This is a genomic window from Rubrivirga halophila, assembly GCF_046845755.1.
In the GTDB taxonomy this organism is placed as follows: Bacteria; Bacteroidota; Rhodothermia; order Rhodothermales; family Rubricoccaceae; genus Rubrivirga.
This window is the reverse complement of sequence record NZ_CP177357.1, coordinates 3,421,314-3,446,990: the sequence shown is the minus strand read 5'-3', so window position 1 is coordinate 3,446,990 and position 25,677 is coordinate 3,421,314. Positions and strand designations below refer to the sequence as shown.

Sequence of the window (25,677 nt, the reverse complement as noted above, 5' to 3'; positions counted from 1 at the left end):
CCGCCGGCCCCCGTGGCCCCGCGGGACGTCGGTCGGGCGGAACGCGACGCCCGGCCGGCGGGGACCTCGCCGTCGAGAGGGGGGCTCGGCCCGCGGCCGGACGGGTCGGGCTACGGGCCAGACGACCTCGGGGCCGTCGCTGACGTCGCCGGGCCCGTCGGCCGCGCGCTCCGCGTCGGCGGCGTGCGGGAAACCGGGCGGGCCGCGGCGCTCGACGCGCTCCGCGCCGACCTCTACGACGGACTCCGCGCCCTCCAGGCCGCCCGGGCCGACTAGGCGACGGGCGCCCGCACGGAGATCGCCTCCGGATCGCTATGATGGGCGCTCCGCGCCCCACCCCCCATGACCGTCGCCACCGGACACAGCCAAGACCTCGACTCGGCCGACGCCATCGCCGAGGCGCTCGACGCCTGCGCCGCCGCGCTCGGCGGGAAGACGCCGCAGGCCGGCCTCCTCTTTGCGGGGATCGACCACGACCACCAGGCCTTGCTCGACGGCGTCGAGGCCCGGTACCCGGGGGTCCAGCTCGTCGGCTGCACGACGCACGGGGAGCTCTCCTCCGACGGCTTCGCCGAGGACTCCGTCGTGCTCCTGCTCGTGCACTCCGACCACGTCCGGTTCCGGGCGGGCGTCGGGACGGACGCGCTCGCCGAGCCTCGCGCGGCCGCCCGGCAGGCGCTGGCGATGGCGCGCGACGGGCTCGGCGACGCGCCCGCGCTGTGCCTCACGCTCCCCGAGGGGCTCGGCCTCGACGCCGCGGCGGTCCTGGACACCCTGGGCACGGACCTGGGGCCCGACGTCCTCGTCTACGGGGGGTTCGCCGCCGACGGCCTCCGGTTCGACCGGACGGTCCAGTTCTGCAACGGGGCCGTCTATGTCGGTGCCGTCCCCGTCCTGCTCGTCGCCGGGCCGGTCCGCGTCTCGACGGGCGTCGCCAGTGGGTGGGAGCCGATCGGCGACGCGCTCCGGGCCACGCGCGTCGACGGCTTGGTGCTCCACGAGATCGACGGGCAGTCGCCGCGCGACGTCTGGGTGCGGTACCTCGGCTCGGCCGACCTGCTGGGCACGCGCGGCGTCCTGGCGGTGTACCCCGATGCCGCCGAGGGCGCGCCCTCCGAGGAGTTCTACCTCTGCACGCCGTCGCACTTCCAGGACGACGGGAGCCTGGCCACGCTGAACCCGGTCGTCGAGGGCGCGCGGATCCGGTTCACCGACCCCGAGCGCGGCCGGGTCCTGTCCGGCGCCGGGTCGTCGGCCGAGCAGGCGGCCCGGGCCTTCCCGGGCGGGGCGCCTGACCTGGCGTTGGTCTTCTCCTGCGCCGCCCGCCACGCCGTCCTGGGGACGCGCGTGGGCCTGGAGCTCGGCGAGCTCCAGGAGCGGCTCCCGGCCGACGTGCCGGTGCTCGGGTTCTACACCTACGGCGAGATCTGCCCGCTCCCGGCCTCGCCCCAGCCGTTCCACCACAACTGCACCTTCGTCACCGTCCTGATCGGGGAAGACGCATGAGCGACGCCCCCCTCTCCGTCGAGACGCTGGAGAAGCAGCTCCGGGTCCTCAAGAAGAAGCTCGAGCGCTCCGAGTGGCACCGCGCGGACCTCGAGAACCAGCACGACCGCGACCAGCACCTCTACCGGCGGCTCCACGGCGACCTCGAGGCGGCCCGGCGCGAGGCCGAGGTCGAGGCCTCCCTGGAGCGGGTCCGTTCCCGCGCGATGGCGATGCGGAGCAGCGACGAGCTCCGCGAGATGGTGCTCGTGATCCTGACCGAGATGAAGGCCCTGGCCTTCCCCTCCGGCCGGTGCACCATCGTCCTCTTCGACCCCGAGACCGGCGACGCGGACTTCTGGATGTCCGGGCTCACGGACGACGCGCTGCCCGAGCGCTACCGCGTCCCGTACCACGACCTCCCGACCTACCAGGCGCTCCTCGAGGGGTGGCGGCAGGGGGCGCCCTTTTTCGAGATCGAGCTGGCCGGCGAGGTCAAGCGCGAGCAGGACCGGTTCTTCCACGAGGAGACCGAGTTCCGCCGGCTGCCCGAGCCTGCGAAGGAGGGGATGCGGCGGTTCGGCGACATCTGGCTCTCGAACGCCGCCACGACCCACGGCGTCGTGCAGGCCGTCGGGCCCGAGCCGCTCTCGGACGAGAACGCCGCGGTCCTCCGGCGGTTTGCCCGAGTGATCGACCTGACCTACACCCGCGTCGAGGACATCCAGCAGTCCGAGGCGCAGGTGCGCGAGGCCCGGATCGAGGCGGCCCTCGAACGGGTCCGCAGCCGGACGATGGGGATGCGGTCGAGCGGCGAGCTCTCCGACGTGATCGGCCGGATCTTCGGCGAGCTGACACACCTTGACCTCGACCTCACCCGGTGCGTCCTCTGGGTCATCGACCCGGAGACGCGGAGCGCGCGCTTCTGGATGGCGAACGCGGAGCGCCCCGACGAGCCGGACAGCTACCACATCCCCTACCACGACCACCCGTCGTACCACGCGTTCCTCGACGCCTGGGACCGGCAGGACCCGCTGTGGACCTACGACCTCCACGGCGACCTGAAGGCGACCTGGGACACGGTGCTCTTTTCCGAGACGGAGCTGGCGCGGCTCCCCGACGAGGTGAAAGTCGGTATGGCGGCGCCCGACCGGGTCCTCCTCACCGCCTCGTTCACCGCCTTCGGCGCCCTGCACACCGCCAGCCTCGAGCCCCTGGCGGACGAGAGCGCAGCGGTCCTCCGCCGCGTTGCCAACGTGTTCGACCAGACCTACACGCGCTACCTCGACGTGAAGCAGGCGGAGGCGCAGGCCCGCGAAGCCGAGGTCGAGGCGGCGCTGGAACGCGTCCGGAGCCGGAGCCTGGCCATGCAGTCGAGCGACGAGTTGGGCGAGCTCTCCTACGAGTTGGTCAAGCAGGTCCGGGCGCTGGGCGTGGACACCTGGCACTGCGCCTTCCACATCTACGACGAGGGCGATGAGAGCTCGACGGAGTGGGGCGCCAACGCCGACGGGTTCTACCCGGAGTACACCATCCCCCGCGTCGGGGTCTTCGAGCGCTACCACGCCATCGGTCAGTCGGGCGCGGACCTGCATGTGGAGGCCATCGGGGCGGACCGGTGCGCCGAGCACTACGAGGCGCTCTGCGCCGTGCCCGGCGTGGGCGACGTGCTCCTCGGGCTCCAGGCCTCGGGCGTCCCGTTCCCGGAGGCCCAGGTCGACCACGTCGCGTTCTTCCGGTACGGCTACCTGATCTTCGTCACGTTCGAGGCGGTCCCCCACGCCCACGACATCTTCCGGCGGTTCGCCAAGGTGTTCGAGCAGTCCTACACCCGGTTTCTGGACCTGAAGCAGGCGGAGGAGCAGGCCCGCGAGGCCCGGATCGAGACCGCGCTGGAGCGCGTGCGCTCCCGGACGATGGGGATGCACAAGAGCGAGGAGCTCAAAGACGTCATCCGGATTGTCAACGATCAGATCGTGGACGTCGGCCTCCACGTGGACCACGCCGGGTTCATCATCGACTACAAGAGCCGGGAGGACATGCACATCTACCTCGCCGACCCCAACGAGGTCGCGTCTGAGGTGACGATCCCCTATTTCGACTCGGCACACTTCAACAGCCTCCGAGAGGCCAAGCGAGACGGCACGCAGGTCTTCACCAACGAGCTCGGCTTCGAGGAGAAGAACGCCTTTTACGAGCAGCTCTTCGAGCTTATCCCCGGCGTGCCCGACGAGGCCAAAGCGTTCTACCGCCAGTGCCCCGCGCTCTCGATCTCGACCGTGCTCTTAGACAACGTCGGGCTGTACGTCGAGAACTTCTCGGGGCGGCCGTACACGGACGAGGACAACGGGACGCTGCTGCGGTTTGGGAAGGTCTTCCAACAGGCGTACACCCGGTTCCTCGACCTGCAACGCGCGGAGGAGCGGGCTCGGGAGGCACAGATCGAAGCGGCGATGGAGCGGGTCCGCTCGCGCGCGCTCGCGATGACCACGTCCGACGAACTGCTCGACGTGATCGTCCGGATCCACCAGGAGTTTTCCGGCCTCGGCCTGCCCGCCGAGGTGTTCTGGCAGACCCGGTACACGCCCGAGAGCTACCACAAGGCGGTGACCAGCGTCGGGGGCCGGAAGGTGGCGGCCATCATGGAGCTCCCCCGCGACTTCTCGATGGTCCCCGCGCTGGCGGCGTGGGAGCACGGCGACGAACCGGTCGGCGTCTTCCGGTTCGACGCCGAGGCCGCCGCCCGGTACGTGCACCACATGAACACCAAGGGCCACTTCCACCAGGTGGACCCCGACGGCATCACGCCCGAGATCGCGCGCGAGCTGGGCGGGCTCACGTTCGTCCAGGCCCGGACCTCGCACGGCGAGATCGGCTATGCCCTGTGGGGCGAGGCCGACCCCAGCCTAGAGGCCACGGACGTGCTCGTCCGGTTTACCGCCGCCTTCGACCTCGCGTACCGCCGGTTCGAGGACCTCCAGCAGGCGGAGACCAACCACCGGGCGGTCCTCGAAGAGAAGGCCCAGACCGAGCGGGCGCTCGTGGAGCTCCGCGCGACGCAGGCCCAGCTCATCCAGAGCGAGAAGATGGCGAGCCTCGGCCAGCTGACCGCCGGGATCGCCCACGAGATCAAGAACCCGCTCAACTTCGTCAACAACTTCGCCAGCCTGTCCCAAGAGCTCGTCGAGGAGCTGGCCGGGGAGACGGACCCCGAGGAGCGCCGGGCGATCCTGGCCGACCTCGCCTCGAACGCGGCCAAGATCGAGGAGCACGGCCGCCGCGCCGACGCCATCGTGAAGGCGATGATGGAGCACGCGCGGAGCGGCTCGGGGCCGCACCGGCCCGTCGCGCTGAACGCGCTCGTCGAAGAGCACGCCGCGCATGCCGCGCACGCGGTGCGGGTCCGCCACCCCGCGTTCTCCGCTACTCTCCGCCTCGACCTGGCGGGCGACGTGGGCGAGGTCGTGGTCGAGCCCCAGGAGATCGGGCGCGTCGTGGTCAACCTCGTCGACAACGCGCTCGACGCGACCCGCCAACGCGCCGACGCCGGGGCGGGCGGCTACGCGCCGACGGTGACCGTCTCGACGCGGGGGACCGACGGCGGCGTCGAGATCGCCGTCGCCGACAACGGACCGGGGATGGCGCCCGAGGTCGCGGCCAAGGTGTTCGAGCCGTTCTTCACCACGAAGCCGGCAGGGCAGGGGACCGGCTTGGGGCTCTCGCTCAGCCACGACATCGTCGCGCAGGGCCACGGCGGGACGCTGGCCGTCGAGAGCGCCGAGGGCGAGGGCACGACGTTCACCCTCCGGCTGCCGGGCGGCCGCCCCTGACCGCCCGGCGCCGACGGCTACGGCCGGGTCGCCACAAAGTCGAGGATCTTGTCTTTCCCGAACTCCGGCGGGACCTCGCAGCCGCCCGTCGCCCGCCACGCGGTCGGGGTGCCGCCCGTGGCGCGGAGCGAGCCGCGGTAGTGGCACGGGAAGCCGCCGGTCTCGAACGTGAACCGGAGGCTGCGTCCGCGGACCTCGCCCGTGATGTCGAGCGCGAGCGGGAACGGGGCCGGGGCGGTCTGCCCGCCGCGCGTCGTGCAGACGGCGGGGGCCTGCGTCGACGTCCCGCTGAACGTCTCGCCGGTCTGGGCGACGGTGAGCGTGCCGGCGCTTGGGCATGACAGGTGCGTCACCGGGCCCTCGGGCGTGACGCCAAAGATGGCTCCGGCGGCGAACGGCGTCGCGCGGATGTGGGTGACCTCGCTCCAATCCCACGTGCCGCTCACGTCGAGCACGGGCCGGGCGTCGGTGGGGTCGGACGCGGTGGGCCCGGCGTCGGAGCAGCCGGCCACGAGGGCGAGGGCGAGGAGGAGAGGGAAGGCAGTACGCATGGCAGCAGGGGGGAATGGGAAGGGGGGACACGGAGGCCTGCGACATCCGGCGCCGACACCGGACACGCCGGGCGTCAGCGGCCCATCACCACGAGGTGTCCGGCGATGGTCTCGTCGGGTCCCGGGACGTCGCCCCAGCTCCGGTTATCCGTGTGGTACACCACCACGAACAGCTCGCCGCCGATGTCGCCGACCTCGGCGCGCGGGGGGACGGGCAGCGTGCAGGCCGGCACGGTTCCCCACATGGTCATGGCCCCGGCCGTCCCGACGACCGTGAACGTCGTCGTACCGGTTTGGGCGGTGAACACGTTGCGGGCGCCGCCGGGGTGCGTGGCGAGGGCGCCGCCGCCGGAGCCGGGGAAGTGCCAGATGGTGTAGACCCCGCCCGGGACCAAGCCGTCGAACCGGAAGGCGTACCGCGTACCGGCACCGACGCACGTCAGCGTGACCTCGCCCGACGCCCGGGCCCAGGCCTCGGCGGTGATGGGCTGGCCGCCCGGGTCGGCGAGGGCGAGCAGGGGCGCGCACGCGCCGCGGCGGGCCTCGCTCTGGGGAATGTGGAACAGCGCCGCGTCCGGGGCCGCGTCCTGGAACGGCGTGCATTCGGCGTCGACGACCTCCCGGATCATGGCCGGGTCGACGAGCTCGGCGGCGAGCGTCTCGGCGGGGGGGAAGACGGGCGGCGGCGTGGGGGCGGGGGGAGCCGGCGCCGCGCTGTCGCAGGCGGCGACGAGGACGGCGGTGAGGAGGAGGGCGGGGCGCAGGGTCATGGCAGGGAGGAGCGGGCGTCGTCCCCTCCTGCGCCTTCCGGGCGCCGGGCCGGACACGACGGGGGCAACCCTCGTGCTAGACCCGAACATCCCCCGGCGTCGCTCCGCTCCGCGTCCCCCTTCTAAGGGGGACTTTTAGGTCGCTCCAGACGGAGAAAGTCCCCCTTTGAAGGGGGTGCCCCGAAGGGGTGGGGGATGTCCAACAGGCATGGCGGCGGGCCCGACGTCGTCCTTCCCGCATTAGAGGAAGCAACCGACCGGTTGCCCTAGGTTGCCAGCTCCCCCCCGCCGCCATGCCCGGGTCCCACGCCATCACCGAGGTGCTCCTCGCCGCCGACGCCGACGACCGCGCCGTCGCCGATCGGCTCGTGCCGCTCGTCTACGAGGAGCTCCGGCGGATGGCGCACGGGCAGCTCGCGCGCGAGCGCCGCAACGCGACGCTCGACACGACGGCGCTCGTCCACGAGGCCTACCTCAAGCTGGTCGACCAGACGCGCGTACCGGTCCGGAGCCGGGCCTACTTTTTCGGGGCCGCCGCCCGCGCCATGCGGCAGGTCCTCGTCGACCGGGCGCGGCACCGGCTCCGCCAGAAGCGCGGCGGCAGGGCCGTCGCCGTCACGCTCGACGAGGCCCACCTCGCCGTCGACGGACTCGCGGCCGACCTCCTCGACCTCGACGCCGCGCTCGACCGGCTCGCCGCGCTCGACCCCCGCGCGGCGCACTTGGTGGAGTGCCGCTACTTCGGGGGCCTCAGCGTCGAGGAGACGGCCGACGTGCTCGGCGTCACGACGCGGACGCTCCGCCGCGACTGGGCGACGGCCCGAGCGTGGCTGTACCGCGCGCTCCACGCCGCGCCGGCGCCCTAGGTTGGGGCGACTCGCCGTCGCCGCGATGACCGCTCCCGACCCCGCGCGCGCCGCCGACCTCTGGCGGCAGGCCCGGCGCCTCCTGCCCGAGGCGCTCGACCGCCCGCCGGCCGAGCGGCCCGCCTTCCTCGACGCCGCCTGCGCGGGCGACCCCGCCCTCCGCGCCGAGCTCGACGCGCTCCTCGACGCCCACGACCAGGCCGACGGCTTTCTCGACACGATCGACGCGGACCACGCCGCGGCGCTCGTGGGCGAGGCGGACGCGCCGGTCGGCCAGACCGTGGGGCCGTACCGGATCGAGCGGGAGCTGGGCCGGGGTGGGATGGGCGTGGTCTACCTCGCGACGGATCCGCGGCTCGGCCGGCCCGTCGCGCTCAAGCTGGTCTCGCCGCACCTCTCGGCCGACCCCGGCGCCCGGCGCCGGCTCGTGGCCGAGGCCCAGGCCGCCGCCGCGCTCGACCACCCCGCCGTCGCCGCCGTCCACGAGATCGGCGAGGCCGACGACGGGCGCCTCTACCTCGCGATGGCCTACATCAAGGGGCCGTCGCTGCGCGAGCGGCTCGAGGGCGGGCCGCTCCCGGTCGCCGAGGCCGTGGCCGTGGCGCGGCGGCTGGCGGAGGGGCTCGGGGCAGCACACCGCGCGGGTGTCGTCCACCGCGACGTCAAGCCGTCGAACGTGCTCCTGGCGCCCGGGGGCGCCCGGCTCGTCGACTTCGGGATCGCCAAGGCCGCCGGCCGCGACCTGACGCGCGAGGGGGCGACGCTGGGGACGGTCGCCTACATGAGCCCCGAGCGGACGCGCGGCGAGCCGGCCGACGCCCGGGCCGACCTGTGGAGCTGGGGCGTCGTGCTCTACGAGATGCTGACGGGCGAGCGGCCGTTCCGCGGCGAGACCGACGCGACGGTCATCCACGCCGTCCGCCACGACGACCCGGCGCCGGTCCGGGTCCTCCGCCCCGACGTGCCCGCACGCCTCGCCGCTGTCGTGGACCGATGCCTCGAAAAGGAGCCCGCCCGCCGGTTTCCCGATGCCGACGCCGTGCTCGCCGCCCTTGACGCGCCGCGGCCGCGGCGCCGTTGGGTCGGGGCGCTGGCGCTCGCCGCAGCCATCGTCGCCGTGGCGGTCCTGTGGCCGCGCCCGACGGCGCCCGACCCGCCCGTTGGAGACCTCCGGATCGCCGTCCTCCCCTTCGCCGACGACGGCGCCGGGCCCGACGACGCCTACCTCGCCGACGGGCTGACGGAGGCGCTCATCGCCCGGCTCTCGACCGTCGGCGGCCTCCGCGTCATCGCCGGGGCGTCGAGCGGGCGGTACCGCGGCTCCGACGCGTCCGTCGAAGAGATCGGCCGCGAGCTGGGGGCGGGCGCCCTGCTCAGGGGGCGGGTCCAACGGTCCGGCGAGAGCGTCCGCGTCGCGGCCGAGCTGGTGGACGCGGAGAGCGGAGAGGTCCGGTGGGCCGACGTGGTGGACGCCGGCGGCGGCGACGTGCTCGGGGTCCAGCCGGCGATCGCGGCGCGCGTGGCCGAGGCGCTCGGCGTGACGCTCCGAGCCGACGAGCGGCGGCGGCTGGCGACGCGCGGGACCGACGACGCCGTCGCCTACGACCACTACCTCAAGGGCCGCCACCTGCTCCACACGTGGGCGCCGGAGCCCCTCGCCGCCGCGCGCGACCACTTCCAACAAGCGCTCGACCGCGACCCCACGTTCGCCGACGCCTGGGCCGGCCTGGCCGACGCGGCGGTGATCTTCGGCTACCTCGGCCTGCTCACCGCGCCCGAGGCCGCCGCGCGCGGGCAGGCCGCCGCCGAGCGGGCGCTCGCCCTCGACGACGAGAGCGCCGGCGCCCACAACGCGCTCGCGTCGGTCCTCGCCAACGACCCGCGCGAGTGGGACGCCGCCGAGGCCCACTTCCGCCGGGCCCTCGCGCTCGACCCCAGCGACGCCCTGGCGCGCCTGTCGTACGCCGAGCTCCTGCGCGACCAGGGCCGCTTCGACGCCGCGCTCGCCGAGATCGCGGCGGCCCAGACGCTCGACCCGCTCTCGCCCTACGCCCGGCTCATCGAGGGGATCATCCTGTGGTTCGCCGGCCGCCCGGACGACGCGCTCGCGGTGCTCCGGCGCATCGAGCGCGTCCACGGGCCGTACCCCGCGGCCGACCTGTTCGCCGGGCTGGTGCTGTTGGGCACGGGGGACTACCGCGAGAGCCTGGCGGCCCTCGACCGCGCCGACCCCGACCGCGCGGACCCCGACGCGCTGAGCACGCGGGCTCGGGCACTTGTGGGGCTGGGGCGCCGCACCGAGGCCCGGGCCGTCCTGGACGAGCTGGAGGCGCTCGCGGACGACCGCTACGTCTCGCCGTTCTTGCGGGCCGTGGTCCACGACGCGCTCGGCGAGACGGACCGGGTGTTCCCCTTGCTCGCGCAGGCCCACGCCGAGCGGAGCTGGTTCGTCCGGATGCTCAGGGTCGGGCCGGTCTTCGAGGGGCTCCGCGCGGACCCCCGGTACGACGCGCTCCTCGTCGAGGTCGGGCTGGTGGAGTAGCCGAGATGCGGGCCTGAGGCTACTCGGTGGGGAAGAGGAAGCGGAGCATGTCGGGCGCCCGGGCCTGCCACGCGCCCGTGTCGTGGCCCGCGCCCTCCGCCTCGACATAGCGGACGAGCGCGGCGTCCCACCCGGTTTCGACCAGGAGCGCCGCCAGCCGCCGCGCGTCGGGGACCATCGAGCCGCCCTCGTCGGTCCCGATGTCGACCCAGACGCGCTGGCCGGGCGACGGGGTGACGGCGGCGACGGTGCGCAAGAGCACCTTGTCGTCCCACCAGACGGACGGGGAGGCGACGAGGAGGCGGCCGAACACGTCGGGGCGCATGGCGCCGAGGTGCATCGTGATCAGCCCGCCCAGCGACGCCCCGCCGAGCCCGGTGTCTTGGGGGCCGGGCCGCGTGCGGAAGAGCTCGTCGACCTGGGGTTTGAGCACGTCGACCAAGAACTGGCCGTAGGCCTCGCCGAGGCCGCCCGCGGGCGGGCGCGTGGCGCGGACCGTACGGACGGCGCCGTCGGCGTCGCGGACGGGCTCGAGCGTGATGTCGCCGTTGGCGAGGTAGAACCGGCCGTCGGGCAATCGCTGGAGCGGCTGGGGCCCGCCCTGTCCAGGGACCGTGACCGTCAGCGCGCTGTCGGCGAGGGCCACCACGGCGGGGTCGTCGTCGGGCGCGCCCTCGATCCGGAACGCGCCCGTCATCGGGCCGAGGGCAGGGTCGCTGGCGGTCGGCGGCCCGACACGGACCATCGTGCGTTCCCACGCCGTGGCGGTCGGCGTGTACTCGTCGGTGCGGCGGTCGGTGTTGGCGACGGCCACGATGATGAGCGGCTCGATCTCGCCGGCCTCGATGAGGGCCGTCGCGGCCTCGTCCATGCCCCACTCCGAACCGGCCTCGGTCCCGAACACGCCCGCGCCGTCGTGGAGGTAGAGGACGGGGTAGCGGGCGTCGGTGTCGGCGTAGCCCGGGGGAAGCCAGACGTAGACGTCGCGCGGGGCGAGCCCGGCGCCCTCGACGGCGGGCATCGTGTCGATCCGCCCGGTGATGCTCGACGGCGAGGCGGTGGGCCGGGCGGGCCACCGCAGCATCAGCCCGGCGCCGACGCCGGCCGTCAGCGCGACGGCGTGGTTCGGCCCTTCCTGCCACCCCTCGTTCGGCGCGTCGCCGTCGCGGTCGTCGACCTTGATCTTGAGCTCGACGCGGAGGCCATCCTCGGACACGGCGAAGGGGACCGCGAGCGTGTAGAGGCCGTCGCCGTCGGGGTCGGTGGCGGGCGCCGTGGCGTCCCACGAGAGCGGGGCGACGCTGCCGCGCAGGCCGACGGTCTCGCCGGGGTCGACCCAGCCGTCGGCGAGGGGCTGGCGCAAGTCGAGGGTCGCGTAGAGGGTGGCCGTCTGGGCGGCGCCGGCGGTCGCAAGGACGGCGAGGGCGAGCGCCGCGAGCAAGGTCCGAGACATGGCGAGGCGGGCAGGGGTGCAGGAGTCTACGGCGCGGGGGCAGGCCGGTCGGGTGGAGGGGCCGGGGGAGGGTGACGGGCTTGCGGCAGCAGGTGGGGGAGGGGCCTACCGGGAAACCGGGACCGTCCGGGCGCGCTTCACCGGGCACGCACTCCCCGCCCCGCATGTCCCGCCCGTGGTGGCAGACGGCCGTCGTCTACCAGGTCTACCCCCGCTCGTTTCAGGACGCCGACGCCGACGGGCTCGGCGACTTGCCCGGCATCACCGCGCGCCTGCCGTACCTCGCCGACCTCGGCGTGGGGGCGGTCTGGCTGAGCCCGTTCTACCCGTCCCCGCAAGCGGATTTCGGATACGACGTGTCCGATTACCGCGACGTGGACCCGCCGTACGGGACGCTTGCGGACTTCGACCGGCTGGCGGAGACGGCGCACGGGCTGGGCCTGAAGCTCATCGTCGACTTCGTGCCCAACCACTCGTCGGACCAGCACGCGTGGTTTGTGGAGAGCCGGTCGTCGCGGGACAACCCGAAGCGGGACTGGTACGTGTGGCGGGACCCGAAGCCCGACGGGTCGCCGCCGAACAACTGGCTGAGCCACTTTGGCGGCCCGGCGTGGACGTTCGACGAGGCGACGGGCCAGTATTACCTGCACTCGTTCCTGCGCGAGCAGCCGGACCTCAACTGGCGCAACCCCGAGGTCGTCGCCGAGATGCTGGACACGCTGCGGTTCTGGATGGCGCGCGGCGTCGACGGCTTCCGGATCGACGTGGCGCACCTCATCGCCAAGGACCCGGCGCTGCGCGACAACCCGCTGGCGGACGCGCCGGCCGTGCTCCACAAGCCGCGCGGCGAGTACGACTCCCAGATCCACGTCCACGACCAGGGGCACGCCGACGTGCACGGCCTGTTCGCCCAGATCCGCCAGACGGTCGACGGCTTCGATGGGCGGGACCGCGTGGCGATCGGCGAGATCCACGGGTTCGACAACCTCGCCAAGTGGGCGGGCTACTACGGCACGCCGACCGCCGACGGAACCCTTGGTGGCCTGCACCTCCCGTTCAACTTCGGCCTGCTGGCGACCGAGTGGACGGCCGCGGCCGTGCGCGCGCACGTCGACGCGCTGGAGGCGGCGCTGCCCGACGGGGCGTGGCCGAACTACGTGCTCGGCAACCACGACGAGCGGCGGATCGCGAGCCGGCTCGGGCCGGCGTCGGTGCGGCTGGCGGGGCTGCTGCTGCTGACGCTGCGCGGCGCGCCGACGCTGTACTACGGCGACGAGCTGGGGATGCCCGAGGTGGACGTGCCCGCCGACCGGCGCGTGGACCCGTGGGGGATCCGGAGCGGCCTGCCGGAGCTGAGCCGCGACGGCTGCCGCACGCCGATGGCGTGGAACGCCACGCCCGGCGCGGGCTTTTCGGACGCCGACCCGTCCGATTTCTGGCTGCCGCTCCACCCGACCCACGAGACCGTCAACGTGGCGACCGAGACGGCCGACCCGGACTCGCCCCTCGCGTTCTACCGCCGCGCGCTCGCGGTGCGGGGGGCGTCGGCGTCGCTGCAATCCGGCGACTACGTCGCGGTCGACGGCGGGCCGGACGACGTGTTCGCGTTCGTGCGCGGCGGCGATACCCTCGTGCTGCTCCACCTCGGCGACGGCGTGGCTGAGGTGGTGGTGCCGCCCGCCTTCCAGGGCGCGAGCGTTCGGCTGGCGACGGCGCGCGGGCAGGAGGGCACCGAGGTCGGGGAGAGGCTGGCGCTCGGGCCGTGGGCGGGCGTGGTGGTCGGGTCCGGGCGGTAGGGGAGACTCGCACGACGCCCCTCCGCCGGTGGGCTCAGCGGCTGCCGCGCGGGGGCCGGTCCTGCGGCGTCGGCTGGGATGCGCGCCAGGTGCGGAAAGCGGCGACCTGGTCGTCGGTGAGCACGGCCTCGATCTGGCGGTCGACCTCGGCGCGCTGGGCGTCCCGGTCGCCGCCGCGAGGCGGGCCGGCCTGCCCCCCCTGCCCGCCCCGGGAGGGACGGGAGGGCCGGTTGGCCTCTTGCGCGACCAGGATCTCCCGGACGCGTTGGGACTGGGCGTCGGTCAGGTCGACGGCGGTGTCGATCGACGCGAGCGTTTGGGCGATACGGTCGTCGTCGCGCGCGGTGTCGGCCGACGAGGCGCAGGCGCCCAGGGCGAGCAGGGCGGAAAGGAGGGAGAGGAGGCGAATCATCGGGGTGGGGAGGGGGACGCCCACAGGATCCCGCGTCAATGTTCAGGGCGGGTTCAGGTCCCGTCCCGATCTCGCCTCATCTCGCGTCCGTCCACGCGGGCAGCGTGACCGTCACCGTCGTCCCCACGCCGAGCTCGCTGGTGGCCGTGGCCGTCCCGCCCTGCGCCTGCGCGAGCGACCGGACGATGCTGAGCCCCAGCCCGGCGCCTTCGCCGGATCGCGCGGCGTCGCCGCGGACGGCCCGCTCGAAGACGACCGCCAGCACGTCGGGCGCCATCCCCGCGCCGGTGTCGGCGACGGACAGCGCCACGCCCTCCGCCGCGGGCCGCGCCGACAGCGTGATCGTGCCGCCGGCCGGTGTGTGGCGGAGCGCGTTGGCCACCAGGTTGCCCAAAATCTGCGACAGCCGGTCGGGGTCGGCGGCGACGGGCGGCGCGGGCGCGGGGTCGACGGCGACCGTGACATCGGCGGCGCGGGCCTCGGCCTCGACGCTGTGCGCCACCCGCCGCAGCGCTTGGGCAGGGTCGACGCGGGCGGTGTGGACCGAGAGCTCGTCGGCATCCGCGAGCGCGAGTGTGTGGAGGTCGTCGATGAGGCGCCCCAGCCGCTGGGCCTCGGCGTAGACGGTCGCCAGCCGCTCGGGCGTGGCGGGCAGGGCGCCGGTCTGGATGGCTTCGAGCGTCCCGAGCACGGCCGTGAGCGGGGTCCGCAGATCGTGCGACACGTCGGCCGTCATCCGGCGGCGCAAGGCCGTCGCGGTGTCGAGCCGGGCGCTCATGGCGTTGAAGGCCGTCGCCAGTGTGCCGACCTCGTCGGCCGTCTCGACGGCGACCGTCTGGCGGAGGTCGCCGTCGGCGATGCGGCGGGCGGCGGCGGTGAGGTCGCGGAGCGGCCGCGCGGTGCGGCCCGCCAGCCACACGCCGAGCCCGAGCGCGAGCGCCAGCGAGCCGGCGAGCGCCCACAGCAGCGCCGCCGACGAGGCGCGGAGAAAGCGGGCCTCGGGGCTCCGTGCGCCGAACGCGGAGGGCGCTTGCGCGGCGTCGGTCGGGATCAGCGCTGTCCCGACGACCGCGCCGTCGACGCGGATGGGGCGGCCGTCCGCGAGCACGTCGGTCGGAAGGACGGCGCCGACCGGGTGGCCGTCGAAGGGCAGGACGACGCGGCCGTCGGCGTCGGCGAGCCCGAAGCGGACGACCGGCGCCCCGGCAGGCCCGCCCCCTGGCGGCAGTCGCGAGTCGAGTCTCCTCCCCCCACCCGGGGGAGGCCGGGAGGGAGGCTGCCCGGCGGCTGGCGGTCCCCCGGCGGGCGGCCTCGGTCCGACACCCGCGCGGGGTGGCAGCCCTCCTGGAGGTCGCCCGCCCGCGCCGGCTCGGCGGGGGCGGATCGCCTCGATGGAGCCGCTCTCTTCGATCGCCTGGGCCACGTCCTCGGCGAAGCCGACGAGCGACTCCTCAACGAGGAAGCGCTCGAACGCCCGGGCCGTGCTCACGCGGACGGCGACGGCCACCAGCACCGCTTCGAGCACGCACACGGCCACCAGGGCAATCGTCCACCGGGTCCGGATCGAGCGTAGCGAACGGGTCATGCAGCGCCCTCCGCAAACCGGTAGCCGACGCCGAAGACGGTCTCGACGTGCGTCGGCGCACTCGCGTCGGCCTCCACCTTGACGCGCAAGTTGCGGACGTGCACGTCGACGGTCCGGGGCACGCTGTCGTCGGCGCCGAGCGCGTCCAGCAACTGCTCGCGCGAGATCACGCGGCCGGGCGCGGCCATCAGCGTGTGCAGGACGGTGAACTCGGACGGCGTCAGGTCGACGGCCGCGCCCCGGACCGTCACGCGCCGCCGGTCGGGGTCGAGCACCACGTCGCCGCCGCGCAGGACGGTCGGGGGCGCGCTGGCCCTCGTTCGCCGGAGCACGGCCTTGACGCGCGCGGCCACCTCGTGCAGGCTGAACGGCTTGGTGACGTAGTCGTCGGCGCCCAGCTCCAGCCCGACCACGCGGTCGGTTTCGGAGACGCGCGCGGTCAGCAGGATGACCGGGATCTGTCCGTCGCGGCGGAGCTGGCGGACGACCTCGAAGCCGTCCGGCCCGGGCATCATCACGTCGAGCAGCACCAGGTCCGGCGCGGCATCGCGGGCGTGCGCCAGCGCTTGGTGCCCGTCGGCGGCCGTCACGACGGCGTAGCCCTGGGCCTCGAAAAAGTCCCGGAGCAGCCCGCGGATCGCGGGCTCGTCGTCGGCCACGAGCAGCGTCGTCATCGGGCGACCGTGACGGTCCGCGACACGACCGCGCCGCCGACGACGAGCCGCGCTAGGTAGACGCCCGCGGCGACGCCGGCCGGGTCCCAGCGCGCCGTGGCCTCGCCGGCCTGCGGGCCGTCGAGCAGGGTGGCGACGCGGCGGCCGGTCGTCGAGAACACGTCGAGCCGGACGTCGGCGGGGCTCGCCAGCCGGATGCGGAAGGCGACGGGCCCGCGCGTGGGGTTGGCGCCCATGACCGCGAGCTCAGCCGCGGGTGGGGCCTCCTCGGCGGCCGTCGGGGTGGCGACGAACGGGTCCGACCAGCGCGGGTCGGTCGCCATCGTCTCGTCGGTCAGCGTTTCCAGAAAGGCCACGAGCGCGGCGCGCTGGCCGGCGTTGAAGCTCGGGCGGCGGGGCTGGCCGTTCTGGTTTCGGAGGCGGTTGTCGAGGTCGGGGCTGTTCTGGACGCCGGTGCTGTAGTGCTGGACCACGTCGGCGAGCGTGACGAACCGGCCGTCGTGCATGTAGGGCGCCGTCAGCGCGATGTTGCGGAGCGAGCCGGTCTTGAAGCGCCCGTTGCCGGCGCCCTCATCCGTCACCGTCGCGTCGAGCCCGTTGTTGCGGGCCTGGTCGCCGACGAACAGGTCGCCGGTGTGGCACTGGGCGCACCGCCCGGGTCCGAAAAAGAGCTGCATCCCCTGGTTCTCCTGCGCCGTCAGGCCGGCGAGCGGCTGGCCGGGCGGGCCGTTCGGGGCCGCCGCCCGGGCCTGGTCGTAGCGGCTGTTCGGCGCGACGATGGAGCGGACGAACTGCGCCAGCGCCTGCGACACGCGCGCGCTGGTGACCTCGGGGCTCCCGAAGGCGTCGGCGAAGAGGTCGGGGTAGAAGTCGGTCGCCGCCAGCCGCGCCTCGACCTCGGGCAGCGTCATTCCCATTTCGACGTGGTCCTGGATCGGCAGCAGCGTCTGCTCTTCGAGCGTGGCCGCCCGCTCGTCCCAGAAAAACCGGCCGCTTCGGTAGTAGCGGGCGAACGCCAGCCCCATCGAGTTGCGCGCGGTCTCGCCACCGAGGAAGCCGACGCTAAGGCGGGCGGGGTCCGAAAACCCGCGCTCCTGGAGGTGGCACGAGCCGCACGCGACGGTCTCGTTCTGCGAGAGCCGCACGTCGTAGAACAGCACGCGCCCGAGCGTGGCGCCCTCGTCGGTGAGGACGTTGCCCGCCGGCGTGTTGTCCTCGTCGCGGATCGGCGGCGTGCGGAGGTGCGCCGGGAGCGGCGTGTCGTAGGCGTACGGCGTGTCCGGGAGCACGGGCGTCCCGGCCACGCGCGCGGTGAACGCGCCGAGCACGACGAGGGTGGAGACGGCGGCGAGGGCGACGAGGCGGGGCATGGGCGGTCGGGAGGTCCGTCGGGAGGATCGGCCCGAGATGTTCAGACGCGGTGTAGACGGCGGGGCCGTTTCGCGTCCCCTGCTGGCGCAAGCCTACGCGCGCGGAGGGCGCCCCCGCCTCAGCCGGCGCGCTGGAGCGTGCGGACGTCCTCAATGAGCTGGGCCACGGCCGCCGCGTTCATGCCGTTGTAGACGCCCCGGATGCGGCGGTCGCCGTCGACGAGCAGGAAGCTCTCGGTGTGCGTGAACGCCGCGTCGTCGGCGGGGCGGGCCTCGCCCAGATCCTCGTCGGCGAAGTACGAGCGCTTGCCGAGCGCGTAGATCGTCGCGCGGTCGCCCGTCACCAGCCGCCAGCGGTCGGCCACGGCGTGCATCTGCTCGCCGAACGCCGCCAGCACCTCGGGGCTGTCGCGCTCCGGGGTCACGGAGTGCGACACGAGCTGGACGCCGTCGTCGTCGGCGAACGCCGTTTGCAGCCGGGCCATGTTGCCCATCGTCGCCGGGCAGATGCCGGGGCACGAGGCGAAAAAGAAGTTGGCGACCGTGATCCGGCCGTCGAGGTCGGCCTCGGTGACCGTCCGGCCGCGCTGGTCGGTGAGGGCGAACGGGGCGACAGTGTGGAAGTCGTCGGGCACCTCGCCGGGCGCGAACCACTGCGGGGTGAACGCGGCGTCGGCGTAGTAGGGGAGGGCGGGCGCGGTGTCGCGTGAGGAGGACCAAGCCGCGCCGGCTAGGCCGGCGGCGAGCACCAGCGCCAGGGCGAACGGGGTCCAGGTGGGCAGGCGGGTCGCGGGGATCATGGGTCGAGGGTGATGGTCTCGTCGTCGAGTTCGTAGCACAGGTCGGCACGCTTGAGGCCGTAGATGCGGCCGTCGCGGGCGTCGTAGTTGGTGTAGAGCGCGCCGTTCTCGCGCCACGCGCGCTGGCGCCCGGCCTCGCGGCCGTCCGCGAGGTGGAGCTCCTTGAATGGCGCCCCGCTCCGGTACCACTCGCGCTGGACGCCGTCGGCCACGCCGCCGACGTAGCGCGCCTCGGACCGGCGGGTGCCCGTCGGCCACCACGTCTCGACGGTCCCGTCGCGCCGGTCGGCGGCGTACGTCGCCCGGTACGCGAGCGTCCCGTCGGCGTACCACCGCTCCGTCAGCCCCTCGCGGCGGCCGGCGACGTAGGCGGCCCGCTCGACGAGCGCGCCGGCCTCCTCGCGGACGAGGGTGCCGGTGAACAGCGCGCCCTCGAACGTGACGCGGCCGGCGGCGTCCCGAGACAGTTGCTCGGCGGCGACCTCGCCCGCGTCGACGGACACGGGGGCCGGGGCGGGCGGTGCCGCCGCGGTCCACGCCGCGACGGCGAGGGCGACGGCGGCCGCCAGCAGGACGGCGGGGGCGCTAGCGGATCGCATTTGGGGACCCCTGGTAGTCGCCAGGAAACAGGATGTAGTAGCGGCTCAGGTAGAGCTCGTTCTGGATGTGGTAGTGGTACTCGCCGTCGGCGTTGTGCGGGGTCGGGCCGGTGTGGCCGCCCGAGGCGTCGAGGTCGACGGGATACGTGCCGTCGGCCTCGCGGCGGCCGTAGAGGAAGAACCCGTCCGAGATGATGCCGATGAGCGCGTTGTCGTCGTCGGACCACGCCTTGGGCTCGATGTGGTAGTGGTAGCTCTGCGGGCCGGTGTGGGCGCCGGTGTAGTCGAACGAGCCGATGGCGTTGTCGAGCGGGACGTTCGGGCCCTCCTGGTCGTCGTAGATCATGGCGCCGCTGACGGCGATGCCGATCGGCCCGAGCCCGGTCGCCGTCGGGCTCGACGCCTTCGTGGGGCTGGCGGGGACGGTGAGAGCGTAGCTCCCGTTGAAGTCGTCGATGTAGCCGGGCGCTAGGCCCTGGCCCGCCGTCGGGGCCACGTAGAGCGGGTGCGTCGGCGACCAGTACGGCGACGTGTGGTTGGGCATCCCGTTGCTCTCGATGATCACGCTGGCGCCGCTGAGCACGGCCAAGACGTTGTCGGCGTCGAACGCGGCGAAAGCGGCGTGGAGCTCGCCGGGCGTGCCGTCGTCGCCGTCGTCGGCGGAGGTGTCGCAGGCGGCGGCGCCGAGCAGCGCCAGGAGCGGGAGGACCCGGGCGAGCCGGAGGGCGAGGGTGGGCATCGGGGTGGGGCAGAGGAGACACCCCCAGGGTCGGGACCGGATGTTCAGGCGGCGTTCAGAGCCCGTCCCGATGTGGCGGCGCTTCACGCCCGCGCGGGCACCACCGGCCGGGCGTCGGCGTTGGGGAAGGCCCGTCGCCTTCGCCGACCCCTCCGCGAGCCGATGGACTCCGCGACCTAGTTTTTCCCTGTGACCTCGCCGTCCCCCCGCCTCGCCCGAACGGCCCGCCTGCTGGCGGCGCTCTTGGTGCCCCTGGTCGCGCTCCCGGCGCTGGCCGGGTTGGTGGTGTGCGCGACGGACGCGGGCGTGACGACCTCGTGGGGCGAGCGGCCGTGCCCCAAGAGGGCGGCGCTCCCGGGCGTGACGGCCGACGACCGGGCCGCCGGGGCGTGCGTGGTGGTCCCCGAGGCGACCCCGGCCCCGCTCGCGGCCGCGCCCGACCTGAGGGCCCCGGCGCCCGTCGCGATTGCGGCCCCGGTGGCCGCGCCGCGCCTCGATGTCGCCAGCCGCAGCTCGCGGAGGGTCGCCCCGCGCGGACCGCCCCCTGCGACCCTGTGCGCCCTCGGCACGGTGGTGCTGCGGGTCTAGACGGACTGACGCCGGCCGCGCTCGCGGTCGGCTGCTCGTGTTCCGTCCGACCCGTTTGCCCCATTCTCATGCCTCGCATTCAGACCCTCTCGGCGACCCTCGCCGTTCTCGCCCTCGCCGCCGTCGCCCTCTGGGCCGCCGCCGACAGGCCCCCCGCTCAGGCCTCATCGCCCGTCGCCGTCGCTTCGCCGCCCGTTCCGGCGGCATCGCCAGCCGACCGCGCCGCGCCGCCGCCTGCCGCCAGGCCGGAGTCGCAGGCCTCGCCAGCCGCCGCCGCCCCGCCAGCGGCTCGCGCCGAGCCGTCGGCCGCCGCTGGCGACCCCGCCGTGTCGGACGACGCCCAGCCCGCTGCGGACCCAGACGCCATCCCGGCCCCGGACTTCGAGCTCCCGACGCGGTCGGGCGAGCCGTTCCGGCTGTCCGACCACCGCGGCGAGGTCGTCGTCCTCAACCTGTGGGCCACGTGGTGCCCGCCGTGCCGCCGCGAAATGCCCGACTTCGTCGCGCTCCACAACGAGCTCTCCGGCCAGGGCCTGACCGTCGTCGGCGTCGCGCTCGACGACGACTGGGACGCCGTCGGGCCCTTTGCCGACGCGCTCGACGTCACGTACCCGATCGCCGTCGACGACGGGACGGTCGACGGGCTCTACGGCCCGACGGTCTCGTTCCCGACGACGTTCGTGATCGACCGCGCGGGGAACGTCCGTCACTACCTCCCGGGCATGATTCTCCGGCCCGACCTCGAGCCGCTGCTGACGGAGCTGTTGGCTGAGCCCGCTCCGTCGTCATGAGCCGCCCCACTGCCTCCCGCGCGCTCGGCGCCCGGCTGGGGTCGGTCGCCGGGTGGGCGCTGGTCGCCGTGCTGGCGGTCGTCGTGGTGCGCCGGTACGTCCCGGACTACGACCTCCCCGACCTCGGCCCCGCGCCCGACGCGAGCCACGCGACGCTCGACGGCGACCCGACCGGCCCGGCCGACTTCGGGGGCCGCGTCGTCGTGCTCAACGTGTGGGCCACGTGGTGCCCGCCGTGCGTCGTCGAGACGCCCGGGTTCGTGGACCTGTCCCGCGAGTTCGCCGACGACGTCCAGTTTCTCGGCCTGTCCGTGGACGACGACCCGGCCGACGTGCGCGCCTTCGCCGCGCGGCACGGCGTGCCGTACCCCCTCCTCGTCGGGCCGCCGCTGTCGGGCGCGATGCCCCACGCGCCGGTCCTGCCGACGACGCTCGTGATCGACCGGGCCGGCCGCGTCCGCCTCCGCCACGAGGGGCTCCTCCTCGAGCCCGCCCTCCGCCCCATCCTCCGGACGCTGGCGCGCGAGCCCGCGCCGTCCACCTCTGCAGACTTCCCCTCCTGACCATGCGATTCCTCACTCTCACCTTGCTGGGCGTGCTGGCGGTCGGGTCCGCCGCGGCCCAGACCTACGACCAGTCCGTCCTCGGGGCGATCCTCGAACGCCAGGCCCGGCTCCCCGACACGCCCGTCCGCTACGCGACGTACCGCATCGAGCACCCGTCGGGCAACTCGCTCGTCGCTCGGCACGCCCTCTACGAGCAGATCGGCGAGGGCGACGCCGCGCTCGGCCGCGACCGCCTCACCCTCGGCCAACTCCTCGGCGCTCCGCGTATCGAGGACCTGCGCATTGGCGACAGGCTCGTGCTCCCCGCCCGGCCCGCCGACTTCGACCTGTCGCCCATCGCGTATGCCCCGTACCCCCGCGCGTGGCCCGGCGCCGCCGAGATCGAGAAGGCCGTCGTCGTCGACAAGACGACCCAGACGTGGGCGGCCTACGACCGAGGCCGGCTCGCGCGCTGGGGCCCGGCCTCGACCGGCGCCGCCGAGACGCCGACGCCGAGCGGCCGCTTTACGATGAACTGGCGGACGCTCGAGCGCGAGTCCTCGGAGGCCCCGCCCGGCGAGCGCTGGTTGATGCGCTACGTGATGAACATCCACGCCGCGCGCGGCATCCACCTCCACCAGTACGACGTCGTCCCGACGGGCCCGCCCCAGGGCCACGGCTGCGTGCGGATGGTGACCGCCGACGCGCAGTGGCTCTACGCGTGGTCCGACGGCTGGCAGACGACGGCCGGTCCCGGCGCGCTCGGCGGCCGGCCGACCGCGCCGGGCACGTTGGTGATCGTGCAGGGGACCGAGCCCGACGGCCCGGCCCTCCGCTTCGTCAACGGCCCGGGCGGACCGGAGCGCGTCATGGTGACTCTCCCGCCCGACCCGATGGCCGTGCCCCGCGGCGACCGCTAGCCCGCACGGCCGCTCGGCCCTCGACCGGGGCCGAGCGGCCGTGCTATGCGATTCGTCGGGCCCACCCCGGCTACCTCGATGGCGGCGCCGAGGCAGGCCGATAGATTGCCCCGCCCGCCCGCCGCCGCTATGCCGTTCGTCCTCGCCCTCGACCAGGGCACGACCTCCTCCCGCGCTATCGTCTTCGACGGCGACGGCGCCGCCGTCGCGACGGCCCAGCGCGAGATCACGCAGCACTTCCCCGAGCCCGGCTGGGTGGAGCACGACGCCGACGAGATCTGGGCCACCCAACTCGCGACCGCCCGGGAGGCGCTGGCGACGGCGGGCGTCGAGGCGGCCGACCTCGCGGCGATTGGCATCACAAACCAGCGCGAGACGACGGTCGTGTGGGACCGCGCGACGGGCGAGCCCGTCCACCGCGCCATCGTGTGGCAGGACCGCCGCACCGCCGACCTCTGCGAGCGCCTCAAAGCGGACGGCCACGAGCCCGCCGTCCGCGCCCGCACGGGTCTGGTGCTCGACCCGTACTTCTCGGGCACCAAAATCGCCTGGATCCTGGACCACGTCGACGGCGCTCGCGCCCGGGCGCAAGCCGGCGAGCTGGCGGTCGGGACGGTCGACAGCTGGCTGCTGTGGAAGCTGACCGGCGGCCGCGTCCACGCGACCGACGTGACGAACGCGAGCCGGACGCTCCTCTTCGACATCCACGCGCTCGACTGGAGCGACGACCAGCTCGCGCTGCTCGACGTGCCGCGCGCGGCACTGCCCGAAGTGCGCCCGTCGTCGGGCGCGTTCGGCGAGACGGACGCCGACGTGCTCGGCGCGGCCGTGCCCATCACGGGCGTCGCGGGCGACCAGCACGCGGCGCTCTTCGGCCAGCGCTGCCGCCCCGGGATGGCCAAGAACACGTACGGCACGGGCTGCTTCCTGCTCTACAACACCGGGTCGGAGCCCGTCGCCAGCGAGCACGGGCTGCTCACGACCGTCGCGTGGCAGATCGAGGGCGAGCCGGCGCAGTACGCGCTCGAAGGGTCGGTCTTCGTAGCCGGCGCCGCCGTGCAGTGGCTCCGCGACGAGCTCCAGATCATCGAGACCTCGGCCGACGTCGAGGCGCTCGCGGCCTCCGTCCCCGACAGCGACGGCGTCGTCGTGGTCCCCGCGTTCGTTGGGCTCGGCGCGCCGCACTGGGACCCGTACGCCCGGGGCACCGTCCTCGGGATCACGCGCGGCACGAACCGCGCCCACCTCGCTCGCGCCACGCTCGACGGCGTCGCCCATCAGTCGGCCGATCTGTTGGACGCGATGACGGCCGACGCCGGCGGCGCGCTGGCCGAGCTCCGCGTCGACGGCGGGATGACGCACAACGGGCTCCTGATGCAGACGCAAGCCGACTTGGTCGGCGTCCCGGTCGTCCGCCCGGCGGTCGCCGAGACGACGGCGCTCGGGGCGGCGTACCTCGCGGGCCTGGGCGCGGGCGTCTGGACCGAGGCGGACCTCGACGCGCAGTGGGCCGCCTCGGCGCGCTGGTCGCCGGACCCCGACGCCGACCCAGGCGCCGCGCGCTCGCGCTGGCGCCGCGCCGTCGACCGCGCCAAGGACTGGGCGCGGGAGGAGGCGGAAAGAGAGGAAGAGTAAGAGTAGAGGAGGAAGGCGAGCGCAGCGTCGCGGTCGAGACCCTCTTCTCCTCTTCTCTCCCCGCCGCGCCCCGCGCGGAGCGGAACCGCCCGCCCGGCCCGCGCGCTCTACCCGCCCGACCCCGCGCCGCCATGACCCCGATCCCCTTCCGCCGCGACGCCATGCGCGACGCGCTCGCCGCCCCGGGCGTCTTCGACATTGTCATCGTCGGCGGCGGGGCGACCGGCCTGGGCTGCGCCGTCGACGCCGCCGCGCGCGGCTACCGGACCGCGCTCGTCGAGCGGGTCGACTTCGGGGCCGGCACGTCGTCGCGGTCGACGAAGCTGGTCCACGGCGGCGTGCGGTACCTCGCGCGCGGCGACGTCCGGCTGGTCCGTGAGGCCTTGCGCGAGCGGGGGCGGCTGCTGGCGAACGCGCCCCACATCGCGCACTCGCGCGCCTTCGCCGTGCCCGCCTACTCGTGGTGGGAGAAGCCGTACTACGGCGCGGGCCTGTTCGCCTACGACCGGCTCGCGGCGAGCCTGGGCATCGGCTCGACCGAGCTGCTTTCCGAAGACGAGTACGTCGAGCGCGTGCCGACGGCGAACCGCGAGGGGCTCGACGGCGGCGTGCTGTACTACGACGGCCAGTTCGACGACGCCCGGCTCGCCGTCGCGCTCGCCCGGACCGCCGCCGATCTTGGGGCGGTCGTGCTCAACCACACCGCTGCCGTCGGCTTCGAAAAGAGCCGCAGCGTCATCGACGGCGTCCGCGTCCGAGACCAGGAGGACGGGACCGAGCGGACGGTCCGCGCGCGCGTCGTCATCAACGCGACCGGCGTCTGGGCCGACCGCGTGCGCCGGCTCGACAAGCCGTCGGCCAACAACATGCTGGAGCCGAGCCGAGGCGCGCACATCGTGCTCGACAAGCGCTTCCTGCCCGGCGACACGGCCGTGATGGTCCCCAAGACCGACGACGGCCGCGTCCTCTTCGCGATTCCCTGGCTGGGCAGCACCGTCATCGGCACGACCGACGTGCCGGTCGACGCGCCGACGCCCGAGCCCCAGCCCTCGCACGACGAGGTCGACTACATCCTGGAGCACGCGGGCCGCTACCTCACGCCCGCGCCCACGCGCGCCGACGTCCGCGCCGTCTGGGCCGGCCTGCGCCCACTCATCTCCGACCCCGACGCCGAGGGCACGGCCGCGCTCTCGCGCGAGCACGTCGTGTCCGTCTCGGCCTCGCGCCTGGTGACCGTGACCGGCGGGAAGTGGACCACGTACCGCGTGATGGCCGAGGACGCCGTCGACCACGCCGCCGACACGGCCGGGCTCGCCGAGCGCCCCCACGACACCTCCGACTTGCGCCTGCGCGGCTGGCTGCCCGACGCCCTCGCCGAGTCTGGCGACGCCCTCGCAGGCTACGGCGCCGACGCCGCGGCTGTCCATGCCATCGCCGACGACGACCCGTCGCTGGCGGCGCCCGTCCACCCCCGGTTGCCGTCCGTCACCGGCGCGCAGATCGTCTATGCCGCCCGCCACGAGCAGGCCCGGACGGCGGCCGACGCCCTCGCCCGCCGCACGCGCGGACTGTTTTTGGACGCCGACGCCAGCGCTCAAGCCGCCGACACCGTGGCCGCACTCGTGGCCGCGGAGACCGGCCGCGACGACGCCTGGGCCGACGCGCAGGCCGCCGCCGTCCGCGCCATCGCCGCCGGCGAGGTCGTGTAGCGACGTACGTTGATGCC

General features: G+C 74.5%; 22 protein-coding genes. 12 read left to right on the top strand and 10 right to left on the bottom strand.

Annotated elements, in window-relative coordinates; genetic code table 11:
• Positions 1-12: 12 nt before the first annotated feature.
• From ACLIRP_RS15055 to ACLIRP_RS15045, 3 genes are all read left to right on the top strand, one after another.
• On the top strand, positions 13-276 hold the full coding sequence (locus ACLIRP_RS15055; RefSeq protein WP_412061285.1) for a hypothetical protein: 264 nt from the start codon (positions 13-15) through the stop codon (positions 274-276).
• A gap of 66 nt (positions 277-342) precedes the next feature.
• Complete coding sequence (locus tag ACLIRP_RS15050) at positions 343-1,506, top strand: FIST signal transduction protein (RefSeq protein ID WP_412061284.1); 1,164 nt, start codon at positions 343-345, stop codon at positions 1,504-1,506.
• Positions 1,503-5,315, top strand: coding sequence for an ATP-binding protein (locus ACLIRP_RS15045; RefSeq protein WP_412061283.1), 3,813 nt, complete (start codon positions 1,503-1,505; stop codon positions 5,313-5,315). The genes ACLIRP_RS15050 and ACLIRP_RS15045 overlap by 4 nt, the downstream gene beginning before the upstream one ends.
• Positions 5,316-5,332: 17 nt before the next feature.
• Here the strand turns inward: ACLIRP_RS15045 and ACLIRP_RS15040 are convergent, their stop codons facing one another.
• Together ACLIRP_RS15040 and ACLIRP_RS15035 are read right to left on the bottom strand one after the other, a co-directional pair.
• Positions 5,333-5,866 (bottom strand): hypothetical protein, encoded by a 534-nt coding sequence (locus ACLIRP_RS15040; protein WP_412061282.1) that lies wholly within the window; start codon positions 5,864-5,866, stop codon positions 5,333-5,335.
• 74 nt (positions 5,867-5,940) lie between these two features.
• Complete coding sequence (locus tag ACLIRP_RS15035; RefSeq protein ID WP_412061281.1) at positions 5,941-6,636, bottom strand: hypothetical protein; 696 nt, start codon at positions 6,634-6,636, stop codon at positions 5,941-5,943.
• Positions 6,637-6,929: 293 nt separating this feature from the next.
• On the opposite strand from ACLIRP_RS15035, the gene ACLIRP_RS15030 reads away from it, so the two are divergent.
• Entirely contained in the window at positions 6,930-7,502 is a 573-nt protein-coding gene (locus ACLIRP_RS15030) for an ECF-type sigma factor (RefSeq protein ID WP_412061280.1), read from the top strand.
• A gap of 25 nt (positions 7,503-7,527) precedes the next feature.
• Positions 7,528-10,044, top strand: coding sequence for a protein kinase domain-containing protein (locus tag ACLIRP_RS15025; protein WP_412061279.1), 2,517 nt, complete (start codon positions 7,528-7,530; stop codon positions 10,042-10,044).
• Between the two features lie 19 nt (positions 10,045-10,063).
• Here the strand turns inward: ACLIRP_RS15025 and ACLIRP_RS15020 are convergent, their stop codons facing one another.
• Complete coding sequence (locus ACLIRP_RS15020; protein WP_412061278.1) at positions 10,064-11,497, bottom strand: alpha/beta hydrolase-fold protein; 1,434 nt, start codon at positions 11,495-11,497, stop codon at positions 10,064-10,066.
• Between the two features lie 164 nt (positions 11,498-11,661).
• On the opposite strand from ACLIRP_RS15020, the gene ACLIRP_RS15015 reads away from it, so the two are divergent.
• Positions 11,662-13,293, top strand: a complete 1,632-nt coding sequence (locus ACLIRP_RS15015) for an alpha-amylase family glycosyl hydrolase (protein WP_412061277.1) — start codon at positions 11,662-11,664, stop codon at positions 13,291-13,293.
• A 34-nt stretch (positions 13,294-13,327) separates the two neighbouring features.
• On the opposite strand, the gene ACLIRP_RS15010 is transcribed toward ACLIRP_RS15015, so the two are convergent.
• The 7 genes from ACLIRP_RS15010 to ACLIRP_RS14980 form a co-directional block, all read right to left on the bottom strand.
• Entirely contained in the window at positions 13,328-13,705 is a 378-nt protein-coding gene (locus ACLIRP_RS15010; protein WP_412061276.1) for a hypothetical protein, read from the bottom strand.
• Between the two features lie 76 nt (positions 13,706-13,781).
• On the bottom strand, positions 13,782-15,290 hold the full coding sequence (locus ACLIRP_RS15005) for an ATP-binding protein (RefSeq protein ID WP_412061275.1): 1,509 nt from the start codon (positions 15,288-15,290) through the stop codon (positions 13,782-13,784).
• Entirely contained in the window at positions 15,287-15,964 is a 678-nt protein-coding gene (locus ACLIRP_RS15000; RefSeq protein WP_412061274.1) for a response regulator transcription factor, read from the bottom strand. The genes ACLIRP_RS15005 and ACLIRP_RS15000 overlap by 4 nt, the downstream gene beginning before the upstream one ends.
• On the bottom strand, positions 15,961-17,334 hold the full coding sequence (locus ACLIRP_RS14995; RefSeq protein ID WP_412061273.1) for a cytochrome c peroxidase: 1,374 nt from the start codon (positions 17,332-17,334) through the stop codon (positions 15,961-15,963). The genes ACLIRP_RS15000 and ACLIRP_RS14995 overlap by 4 nt, the downstream gene beginning before the upstream one ends.
• Positions 17,335-17,453: 119 nt before the next feature.
• Positions 17,454-18,134: an SCO family protein gene (locus ACLIRP_RS14990; protein ID WP_412061272.1), complete on the bottom strand. Its 681-nt coding sequence runs from the start codon at positions 18,132-18,134 to the stop codon at positions 17,454-17,456.
• Entirely contained in the window at positions 18,131-18,733 is a 603-nt protein-coding gene (locus ACLIRP_RS14985; protein ID WP_412061271.1) for a toxin-antitoxin system YwqK family antitoxin, read from the bottom strand. The genes ACLIRP_RS14990 and ACLIRP_RS14985 overlap by 4 nt, the downstream gene beginning before the upstream one ends.
• Entirely contained in the window at positions 18,720-19,472 is a 753-nt protein-coding gene (locus tag ACLIRP_RS14980) for a YHYH protein (RefSeq protein WP_412061270.1), read from the bottom strand. The genes ACLIRP_RS14985 and ACLIRP_RS14980 overlap by 14 nt, the downstream gene beginning before the upstream one ends.
• Positions 19,473-19,661: 189 nt before the next feature.
• Here ACLIRP_RS14980 and ACLIRP_RS14975 point away from each other — a divergent pair, with 189 nt between their 5' ends.
• From ACLIRP_RS14975 to ACLIRP_RS14950, 6 genes are all read left to right on the top strand, one after another.
• Entirely contained in the window at positions 19,662-20,060 is a 399-nt protein-coding gene (locus ACLIRP_RS14975) for a hypothetical protein (protein WP_412061269.1), read from the top strand.
• Positions 20,061-20,128: 68 nt separating this feature from the next.
• Entirely contained in the window at positions 20,129-20,851 is a 723-nt protein-coding gene (locus ACLIRP_RS14970) for a TlpA family protein disulfide reductase (RefSeq protein WP_412061268.1), read from the top strand.
• Positions 20,848-21,414 (top strand): TlpA family protein disulfide reductase, encoded by a 567-nt coding sequence (locus tag ACLIRP_RS14965; protein ID WP_412061267.1) that lies wholly within the window; start codon positions 20,848-20,850, stop codon positions 21,412-21,414. Before ACLIRP_RS14970 ends, ACLIRP_RS14965 begins: the two co-directional genes overlap by 4 nt.
• 2 nt (positions 21,415-21,416) lie before the next feature.
• The gene (locus ACLIRP_RS14960; protein WP_412061266.1) at positions 21,417-22,316 is read left to right on the top strand and encodes a L,D-transpeptidase; all 900 of its coding nucleotides are present in this window, start codon (positions 21,417-21,419) and stop codon (positions 22,314-22,316) included.
• A gap of 129 nt (positions 22,317-22,445) precedes the next feature.
• Positions 22,446-23,951, top strand: a complete 1,506-nt coding sequence (gene glpK, locus ACLIRP_RS14955; RefSeq protein ID WP_412061265.1) for a glycerol kinase GlpK — start codon at positions 22,446-22,448, stop codon at positions 23,949-23,951.
• A gap of 131 nt (positions 23,952-24,082) precedes the next feature.
• Positions 24,083-25,660: an FAD-dependent oxidoreductase gene (locus ACLIRP_RS14950; protein ID WP_412061264.1), complete on the top strand. Its 1,578-nt coding sequence runs from the start codon at positions 24,083-24,085 to the stop codon at positions 25,658-25,660.
• Positions 25,661-25,677 lie beyond the last annotated feature (17 nt).